This is a genomic window from Nodularia sp. UHCC 0506 (genome assembly GCF_034931045.1).
Taxonomy (GTDB): Bacteria; Cyanobacteriota; Cyanobacteriia; order Cyanobacteriales; family Nostocaceae; genus Nodularia.
Window position 1 is genome coordinate 122,676 of sequence record NZ_JAYGHH010000003.1, and the last position, 10,040, is coordinate 132,715.

Annotated in this window: 8 protein-coding genes; 6 read left to right on the forward strand and 2 right to left on the reverse strand. The window is 42.8% G+C overall.

Going from position 1 to position 10,040, the window contains the following annotated elements:
- Window positions 1–42 precede the first annotated feature (42 nt).
- The gene (locus tag VB654_RS03740; RefSeq protein WP_323212279.1) at window positions 43–2,163 is read right to left on the reverse strand and encodes a flavin-dependent dehydrogenase; all 2,121 of its coding nucleotides are present in this window, start codon (window positions 2,161–2,163) and stop codon (window positions 43–45) included.
- A 164-nt stretch (window positions 2,164–2,327) separates the two neighbouring features.
- Between VB654_RS03740 and VB654_RS03745 the strand changes: the two genes are divergently transcribed.
- On the forward strand, window positions 2,328–2,561 hold the full coding sequence (locus VB654_RS03745; RefSeq protein WP_323212104.1) for a hypothetical protein: 234 nt from the start codon (window positions 2,328–2,330) through the stop codon (window positions 2,559–2,561).
- 28 nt (window positions 2,562–2,589) lie between these two features.
- Here VB654_RS03745 and cimA read toward each other — a convergent pair whose 3' ends face one another.
- Complete coding sequence (gene cimA, locus VB654_RS03750; RefSeq protein ID WP_323212105.1) at window positions 2,590–4,257, reverse strand: citramalate synthase; 1,668 nt, start codon at window positions 4,255–4,257, stop codon at window positions 2,590–2,592.
- 75 nt (window positions 4,258–4,332) lie between these two features.
- Here cimA and VB654_RS03755 point away from each other — a divergent pair, with 75 nt between their 5' ends.
- The 5 genes from VB654_RS03755 to VB654_RS03775 form a co-directional block, all read left to right on the forward strand.
- The gene (locus tag VB654_RS03755) at window positions 4,333–4,638 is read left to right on the forward strand and encodes a 2Fe-2S iron-sulfur cluster-binding protein (protein WP_323212106.1); all 306 of its coding nucleotides are present in this window, start codon (window positions 4,333–4,335) and stop codon (window positions 4,636–4,638) included.
- Window positions 4,639–4,695: 57 nt separating this feature from the next.
- The gene (locus tag VB654_RS03760; RefSeq protein ID WP_323212107.1) at window positions 4,696–5,145 is read left to right on the forward strand and encodes a hypothetical protein; all 450 of its coding nucleotides are present in this window, start codon (window positions 4,696–4,698) and stop codon (window positions 5,143–5,145) included.
- 87 nt (window positions 5,146–5,232) lie between these two features.
- Entirely contained in the window at window positions 5,233–7,218 is a 1,986-nt protein-coding gene (gene thiO, locus VB654_RS03765; protein ID WP_323212108.1) for a glycine oxidase ThiO, read from the forward strand.
- A 197-nt stretch (window positions 7,219–7,415) separates the two neighbouring features.
- A complete protein-coding gene (psb34, locus tag VB654_RS03770; RefSeq protein ID WP_323212109.1) occupies window positions 7,416–7,595 on the forward strand; it encodes a photosystem II assembly protein Psb34 in 180 nt (59 codons plus the stop codon).
- 340 nt (window positions 7,596–7,935) lie between these two features.
- Window positions 7,936–10,040 (forward strand): tetratricopeptide repeat protein (locus VB654_RS03775; protein ID WP_323212110.1); only part of this gene is annotated, 2,105 nt, incomplete at its 3' end.

The following is a 10,040-nucleotide window of genomic DNA, read 5'->3' on the forward strand; positions in this document are numbered from 1 at the left end:
TACGATTTTTACAATTTGTCCAAATTTGGGCGAATACCGCAACTAATTCAAGATTTTCGCCTCTGATTTGGGAATGATAGCATCTGGATTGACTGGGGCTGAATGATTTGGAGTTTGGACTTTACCAGCACCAATCGCATAATTAATCACTAATAACCGCAACCACAGTGCCGGATAGCGGGGTTCTAACCAAGATTGACTCCGCATTAACAAGGGGGGGAACCATCCTCTGAGTAAAACACTGACTAGGGAATCAAGACCGAAACTGAAATAATTACCCACCCACCGTACTAAATCCCTAAATCCAGCTAGTTGCCAAATCCATAACAGCAGGGCTGGATTTTTGCGAGCTGCTTTCAGTGCTAGGCGGTTAAACGTTAACCAATCACACCGATCTTTGATGAAATTATCTGCTACCTCTGGTGGTTCATCTGCTAATAACCCAAAGAAGGTATTCAGCATGGAGTTAATTCTTTGGGGGGGTAAAAACTTCCCAGTGGGAACCATCATGCCTTTAGAAAATAGCCAAGTTACAGAAACGTTGCTTTGGTAAGCCCGAATCCTATTTAAATGGCGGAAACTGAGCAAGTCATGCTTGAGGGCTGTATCTAACAGTGTTGTTAAACGGTCTAAGTTGCGAACTAGAGAACCAAAGCCTGTGAACACCAGGGGAGACTGGAGGGATGCAGCATCACCAATGGCAATTAAACGATCAAAGGCAATGGTGCGATCGCTACTTCCGACACTAAAATGTCCTGGTATATAGCCAAATGTCGGCTTTTTCCACACCAATTTATCTAAATCACAGCGTCGATACTCCGGCAAAATCGAGAAAAAGTCCTCATACATTTCCAGCAAAGAACCGGGATTTGACCCATTGACTTCGTGGTAATGAAATAAATAAATTGTTAGTTCTTCACCAAATCCGGGGAATAACTCCCAAATCAACTGCCTTCCCCTAGAAATATCGCCGTGACTGTAAAGCACATCTCCATACTGGGAATCCCAAACCCCTGGTTCAAATCCGCCCTCAATCACTGCTCCCACAGTTGGGCATACACTGTCAAAAGCACGACCACCATTTAATTGCCAAGCCACAGGAGAAGCTGTTCCCATTGCATCAATTAATAGTCGCCCACTGACGCGTTGCTCATTTTGACTGGGTAAATGCTTGACTGTAATCGTAACTTGTGATTTTTCAATATCGGCACGGATGAACTCTGTTTCATCCCAGATATCACCACCAGCATCTCGGAGTTTTTCACCGCACATCCGCAGCCATTTCTCCGAGTCTAAGGCGATATTTAAGACCGTGGGTGTGTGTAGGATAGGCGATCGCAATTTAACCGGATTATTCCCATCAAAAAATTTATTAAATCCATCCTTGTATTCCCGAACAATCACAGTTTCTAACTCGGTGGCTGTCACCAAACCCAAATTAATTAAACTTTGCAGCTCATCACGAGAAATATTCCATTCTCGATTCATCCGTCCAAAAGGCAAACGTTCCACTAGCAGCACTTTATATCCCAACCTAGCCATGACAGCTGCATGAATTACCCCTAAAGCGCCGCCGATGTAGATCAGATCGTAAGTAGGCGAAGAAGATGTTATACTACTTTGTCTCTGACCTCCCCCAAATGCTCCATTTTGGGAAAAAACTACTTGACGGGGCTGCCGAGGATTCCGTACTCCTTCGCGCCATCTTTGCTCCCACCAGTAGGCACGATTGAGATCATATTCCCCATTGGGCATTTGCTGAAAGTATTTAACTGTCAGGGGGTAAACAGGTGCTAGTTCCTCAAAAATTGATTTTTGGGAATTAATAGCTGGAGGTTCTGGGTATTGATGGGGAAATTGTTTTCTGATTTCCTGACTCAGACGTTGCAGAATTTCTCCTTCTCCAAAAATGGGTTGATCTCCCCAACGAAAGGCTTTTAGATAAGTAGTTCGCTGCACTGACCAGACGAATACAGAAAGTTCGGGCGGTAATTTTCCATCAATTGCCGAATCAGCATTTCTAGTTTCTGTTGATACTTTCAGGCGGAAACCATCTGGAGTCAGTAATTTTTCCCAGATTCCTGGTTCAAAATTTTTTTGCAGCCAAGTAAGTACAGTTACAGTGTCCGGTGTGGGAACTTCCAAATAAAGTATTTCTTTCATCATTTTTTGCTGACATCTCCGATGAATCTATTCACTCAGACAGATTTTATAAAGGTAGAAACTACGCTAGACTCCGCCCTATTGGTTCAATAAAGATTGAGTAAAGAATTTTTAATAGTTTGTCAAAGTTTATTGTTCATTTTGTATTTTTTTAACCCTACGCCATGAATTATCCCATCCCAGACAGTCCCCAGGAAATTTTTGCCCTAAGACAACAGCCAATTGACGCAGAATTAGTAGCCTCAGCCATCGCCGGTGTGATCAAACTTGTGCGTTCTCAGGGACAATCCTTAGAAGAATTAACCGCTCAACTACTAGCCGATGATCCCATGTTAAATCAGCAGCAACGACGTTGGCTGAGTCAATTGGTTACACAATCCTGGGAACAATTTTCTTAATGGTCATTAGTCATGGGTCATTGGGAAATTACCGTCTTGTCTGCTCCCCCCTGCGCCCTGCACCCTGCCCCCCTGCCTCTTCCCCCCTGGCTTGGGAATGTAACAACAAACCATATTCCAATCCCTCTACAACTGCTTGATAGGAAGCTGTCAAAATGTTGGGGGAAACTCCCACTGTCGTCCAGCGTTGCGAACCAGTACCTGATTCTACTAATACACGAGTTTTAGCTGCTGTACCTGTATGTCCGTCGAGAATTCGCACTTTGTAATCTGTCAATTCAAAGGTGGCAATTTGGGGATAAAAATTCACTAAAGCTTTACGTAAGGCGGCATCTAAAGCGGCAACAGGCCCATTTCCTTCGGCTGCTTCTAGAATATTTTTCCCATTGACTCCTAATTTTACTGTGGCTAGGGCATTGTTAGTTTCTTTACCTTCAACTAAATCACAATGTACTTGGAAACCTTTGACTTGAAAGAACTCCTGACGACCACCTAAAGCTTCGTACATTAAGAGGGCAAAACTCGCTTCTGCTGCTTCAAATTGATATCCTTCACTTTCTAATTCTTTGAGGCGTTGTAGAATTTGTCGGGCGGCTGGTTTGTCTTTATCTAGTTCAATGCCAAAACTCCGGGCTTTGGCTAAAACATTACTGAGTCCAGATTGTTCGGAAATTACTATGCGGCGAAGATTACCGACTTGTTCTGGTTGAATGTGTTCGTAAGTCAGGGGATTTCTTTCGACTGCTGAGACATGGATACCACCTTTATGAGCAAAAGCGGAACGTCCCACAAAGGGCGCGTGTTCGTCGGGGGCGAGGTTTACCACTTCGCTCACAAAGCGACTAGCTTCTGTAAGTTGATTTAGCTGGTGTTCTGCGATACAGCTATAACCGAGCTTAAGTTGTAGATTGGGAATTAATGAACAGAGGTTAGCATTACCGCATCGTTCACCGTAGCCATTAATTGTACCTTGTACCATCTTTGCCCCTGCCATGACAGCAGCTAAGGCATTTGCCACGGCTGTATCTGAATCGTTATGAGTGTGGATACCGATTTGGGGAATTGGTTTTTGGCTATTGGTTAAGGATACATAATTAATCACTGATGCCACGACTTGACCAACTTCGTGGGGTAGAGTACCACCATTAGTATCACAGAGGACTAGCCATTCCGCACCTGCTGCGATCGCCACTTCTAATGTTTGTAAAGCATAATCTTGATTGTGCTTGTAGCCATCAAACCAGTGTTCAGCATCATAAATCACCCGTCGCCCTTGGGAACAAAGATACTCGATAGTATCTCGAATCATAGCGAGATTTTCTGTTAAAGTCGTCTTGAGTCCAGCTGTAACGTGTAAATCCCAAGATTTGCCAAAAACTGTCACCCAACGAGTACCCGCAGTCAAAATTGCTTGCAGCATTGGCTCTGTTTCAGCAGTGGTATGAGGGCGGCGTGTAGAACAAAAAGCCACAATTTCTGCTTGTTTTAGCGGATACTCTTGCAATTGCCAGAAGAACTGAACATCCTTGGGATTGGCACCAGGCCAACCACCTTCGATGAATGGAACTCCTAATTGGTCGAGTCTGCGGGCAATGCGTAACTTATCTTCTATAGAAACTGAAAGCATCTCGCGCTGAGTGCCATCCCGGAGTGTGGTGTCATAAAGCCAAAGTTGAGGTGAGGGGTTCGTGGTCATAAAACTGAGACTTGCGAGACAACTAGTAAGGCGATGTGCCAATATACAACAAAAAGCCAATTTGGTAATTGAGATATGCCCAAGGTACTAGCTCAAGGTAAGACAATTGAGTGCTACACAGGAGCTAATTTACGGCGAATTTTGCGGCAAAATGGTGTTGACCTCCATAATGGCGGCGCTGAGTTAATCAACTGTCGAGGCATTGGCAGTTGTGGAACCTGTGCAGTCAAAGTAGAAGGTGCGGTATCTGCTGCAAATTGGCGAGACAAAGCGAGACGTTCGCTTCCTCCCCATTCTCCTACAACAGAACTCCGTTTAGCTTGTCAAACTCACGTGCTAGGGGATGTAAAAGTCACAAAATTTGATAGTTTTTGGGGATAAGGTTCCCAAATAGTATGGACACCAGAAGGTTAGGTTAAAAAAGGAGAAAATATTAAGATGGGTAGATGGACTCCACTAATTCTCATGGCCGGAGGCTTGGCAATTTTACTGGGTACATTATTAGGGATAAATTTTCCGATGGGTGGACAGCAAACCGCCAGTAATGATGCTCCTGACGGTAAAACCTCAAAGGTACTCCCAGCTAATATTAATGTTAATAGCTCTGCTCCGAGCCGGAATGCAAATAATGAAACAGCTCCCGAAAGTAGCGGTAGCGTAGCTCAGGATAGTTTTTCTACTTCTGAAAATAATAGAGGTAGTGTAGCTCAGGAGAGCTTTTCTACTTCTGAAAATAATAGAGGTAGTGTAGCTCAGAGTAATGATTCTTTCTCAAGATCAGATACTACTACAACATCAGAAACTAGAAGTACAGGCTTTGCTTCAGGTACAACAACCTCAACTAGCACCAACAATCAGGGTAGAAGTCCAATTCGGGCTTTGTGGTAAACCTGGATAGTCGTGACGAGTTATTAGTTATGGTTTATTAGTTTATGTAGTAATGGTAAATAGCTAATAATCAATGACTAATGACTAATGACTAGTGACGTTTTAATTATTGGTGGCGGTGTGATTGGCTTGGCGATCGCTGTTGAGTTAAAATTGCGCGGGGCAACTGTCACCGTGCTTTGCCATGATTTTCAGGTTGCTGCTACCCACGCCGCCGCCGGGATGTTAGCACCAGATGCGGAAAATATCCCCAATGGTGCAATGCTTTCTTTGTGTAGGCGATCGCGTGCCTTATATCCAGACTGGACGCACAAACTCGAAGATTTAACTAGTTTAAATACTGGTTACTGGCCTTGTGGAATCCTCGCACCAGTTGATCAAGGACAAAAAGATAAATTAAATTCTACTGCCCCTGCCCAATTCCCCTACTGGCTAAATCAAACGGCAATTCATCAATATCAGCCAGGATTGGGTTCAAATATCGTTGGTGGCTGGTGGTATCCAGAAGATGGACAAGTTGATAATCGGGCTTTAATAAATGTACTCAGGACAGCTGCTGAGTCTCTTGGTGTTGAACTCAAAAATGGTATTAAAGTAGAAGCATTTTTACAGCAGTCGGGAGAAGTACTTGGCGTACAAACCAACACAGGAGTAAGTCGTGCTGACCATTATGTTTTAGCCACCGGTGCTTGGTCATCTGAATTATTACCATTACCTGTGAGTCCTCGCAAGGGACAAATGCTCAGGGTGCGAGTCCCTGATTTTATCCCAGAATTACCCCTAACACGAGTTTTATTTGGAGATAATATTTACATCGTACCGAGGCGAAACCGTTCGATCATTATTGGGGCGACTAGTGAAAATGTGGGCTTCACACCCCATAACACCCCCGCAGGTATTCAAACTTTACTCCAACAAGCCATTAGTCTATATCCCCAATTACAGGATTATCCCATTCAGGAATTTTGGTGGGGATTTCGTCCAGCCACACCCGATGAGTTACCGATTTTCGGCACTAGTCACTGCAAAAATTTAACTTTGGCCACAGGTCATTATCGTAATGGTATATTACTTGCGCCGATCACCGCAGCCTTAATTGCCGATTTGATTTGGGAACAAAAATCTGACCCCATATTATCTAACTTCCACTATTCCCGCTTTCATAGCCAGTCATCTACCCCCAATTCTATGTTCACCCACTTCCCTACTCCCCAAACTCCCCACTCAGCACCGGCTAAACGCCCCGCTAACAGCACTCAGCACGGGCTAAACGCCCCGTTACCGCTAACAACACTGACTATAGCTGGTAAAACCTTTGAATCTCGTTTAATGACAGGAACCGGCAAATATCGCAGCATTGAAGAAATGCAGCAAAGTGTTGTTGCTAGTGGTTGCCAGATTGTGACTGTGGCAGTGAGAAGGGTACAAACTAAAGCCGCAGGACATGAGGGTTTAGCCGAAGCTTTAGATTGGACAAAAATCTGGATGTTGCCCAATACCGCCGGCTGTGAAACCGCAGAAGATGCCATTCGGGTGGCGCGTTTGGGGCGAGAAATGGCGAAACTTTTGGGACAGGAAGATAATAATTTTGTGAAATTAGAAGTAATACCTGATCCGAAATATTTACTTCCTGATCCGATTGGGACACTACAAGCGGCTGAACAACTAGTTAAAGAAGGTTTTGCTGTCCTGCCTTACATTAATGCCGATCCGATGTTAGCCAAGCGTCTAGAAGATGTGGGCTGTGCTACAGTCATGCCTTTAGCGTCGCCCATTGGTTCAGGACAAGGGCTGAAAACAACCGCTAATATTCAAATTATCATTGAAAATGCCAATATCCCAGTAGTGGTAGATGCCGGCATTGGTTCACCCTCAGAAGCGGCTCAGGCGATGGAATTAGGTGCAGATGCCTTGTTAATTAATAGTGCGATCGCACTTTCCCAAAACCCCCCAGCAATGGCTCAAGCCATGAATTTAGCAACAATAGCCGGTCGTTTAGCATATCTAGCTGGCAGAATGCCTCTGAAAACCTACGCTAGTGCCAGTTCACCACTCACAGGCACAATTAATTAGCAGGAGAGCAGGGAGCAGGGAGCAGGGAGCAGGGGAGAAGAAACTTACTCAAAACTTTCCCCACTCAGCACTCAGCACTTTCCCCACTCAGCACTTTGCCTACTTGTTAACGTAAAGATTTATCTCTAAGTACGAAAGCAGAATATAGCGTTTATGTAACATAAAACGAATAAAAGTAAATAATCAGGAATTTATTCATGCCCTATACAAACGAAGAAGGCGGTCGTCTGAACAATTTTGCCCGCGAACCAAAGGTTTATCAAGCAGAACCTCCAACAAACGAGCAAAAACGTACCTATATTTTCTTAGGACTCGCTGGTACAGCTTTGGTAGTTGGTTTAATTGTTGTTGCCTTCTCTGTTTCTCATGTCGGTTGAGTAGCCAATTTTTTAATAAATTTTAAAAAATCTCAATCTTGGTTCTCCAGGTTCTACGTTTTCAAGAGCTTTGTTTTTTATCGCTGGTAGAGAAATAACCCTTTATCCAGATTTAGCAACAAGTCTAAAAAAATCCCCGTCTTTCTATAAGACGGGGAGGGTCAATTTTTTGTTAGAATTATATATAGAAGGAAAGTATAAATCAATACTTTATATTTTACCAAGTCTGAAAAAGTCTCAGCATCCTGAGCAGATTAACGGTCATAATTTGATTTTCTTCTGTTTGCTGTCATGTACTCTGTAAAATTTATACATACCATGTTTGGGCTTCTTAGCCGCCATGAGCGTGAATGATACTAAACACCCCAGTAATTTTACTTGGAATCGACAAGTATATCATCGTCTAAAACTTGCCCTAAGTCTTGGTTTAAGACGACAATTTTTCTTGGCAGTTAGTGATAATTTACACTTACGAAATCAAGTAGCTGCTCGTTTGCATTCTACTTTAGCTTATCCAGTCGGGCAAGTGCTATATAAACCTGTGGATGGTCAGGAATCTAGCACTCCAGCTTATCCACGATTGGTAACATTGAGGTTGAATTTAAGTGATCCTAATCCCATTGAACAGATAAATCAATGGCTGGCTAATTATCCGCCACCAATTGTTGGTGCATCAAAAGATACGTCAGGCAGACCACTCCCAATACCGATATTTCAGATTGTCGGTGTGGAACAATTAACTAAACAGCCAGTAGCAATACAGCGTTTATTTCTACATTATTTGCGCTTGAGTGAGCAAAATTTTTCAATTTTAGAGTCCAGTCAGTCTCTAGAATCCAGCGTTCTGTTGTGGGTATCGCGTCCTTGGTTATCGGCTATTCAGCAATCAGCACCACAATTTTGGCGTTTGCGTACTGGTGTGTTTGTGTTTGTGGGGGAACCCACACCAACGACACAAAAACAAAGTTATCCAGAACGTTCTGACCGTTCTAGAAGTGTGGATGTAGAAGATAGTGAGCAATCTGTTTTTGATAAATCAGTTATTGAGGCAGAACTTAAAGCCTCGTCCGCTAACGGCTTAAAATTTGGAGATGACTTTGACTTTCCGGAGGAATCAACAACCCATGATTCCAGTCAAGAACAACAAGTTTTAGCTTTAACCTCGGAATTATTGCAGACTGCAAAGCAGCAACAAAAATCCACTGCTCAATCTAGTCAAGGTAATAATTCATTACAATTGTCTTTGCCTCATATTAGCAAGGAGTTAACCGAACTAATCATCCCAATGCTCAACAGGACGACAGATGAGGATGACGAGGATAACCAAGAAGCGCAGAAAATTCTTTTAGAAATTGAAGAACTACATACACAACAAGCTTCTGGAGAGGAACTGGCAGCAGCTTATCATCGGTTAGGAAATTTATATCGCTTACGCATTGAACAGGGAAAGTCAAGTTTAGAAAATTTGATGGTGGCAATTCTCGCCTATCAGGAAGCGGCCACCTACGATGAGGAATCACCACAACTGCCAGATATTTTAAATGACTTGGGTACACTCTATTGGATGTTACACCGCGCTCCCCATAACTCAGGTGATGGAAAAGCTTATATAGAGCAGGGAATTGAATTTTATCATTTGGCTTTACATTTGATATCTCTTCCAGAAAAATCAGACACCTATGCAAGAGTACAGAATAATTTAGGTACTGCTTATGGTGATTTAGCTCGTTTTGCTAACCCCTTAGAAAATTGGCAAAAAGCAGTATCAGCATACAGCGAAGCACTGCGATATCGGACAGCCGAGATCGAACCATTAAAGTATGCGGCGTGCCAAAATAATTTAGGCACTGCTTACTGGCATTTAGGGCAATATAATCAACCAGTGGTGCATTTAGAGAAAGCGATCGCATCATATACTAATGCACTGGTTCACTACAACCCAGAACAGGAACCTTTGAAATATGGCATGATTCAAAATAATATTGGTACTGCCTATTGGAATCTGGCACAATACGACGAACAACCAGCAGAAAATTTGCAACTAGCAATTGATGTTTACCGAGAAGCTTTAAAATATCGTACTCCAGCTAATGTTCCTAGTGCTTGCGCTGCGACACAAAATAATCTGGGTACGGCATACTGGCATTTAGCAAACTTATCTCAAACACCTAAAGAGTCACGGCAAAATTTATTACAGTTGTCTATTGATGCTTATGATGAAGCTATTGCTTTGGCAAATTCACTGAATGGCAAATCTTTAAGTTTTGATTTATATGCTACTTATAATAATTTGGGATTAGCTCATTATCAGCTAGTAACAGATAATTCTTTTAATGGTGACAAAGCTACAATTTCTCAACATTTAGAAGTGGCGTTAAATAGCCATTTACAAGCTTTAAATGGATTTAGCCAAGAATCAGAGGCTTATCAAACAAGTTTCTCTTA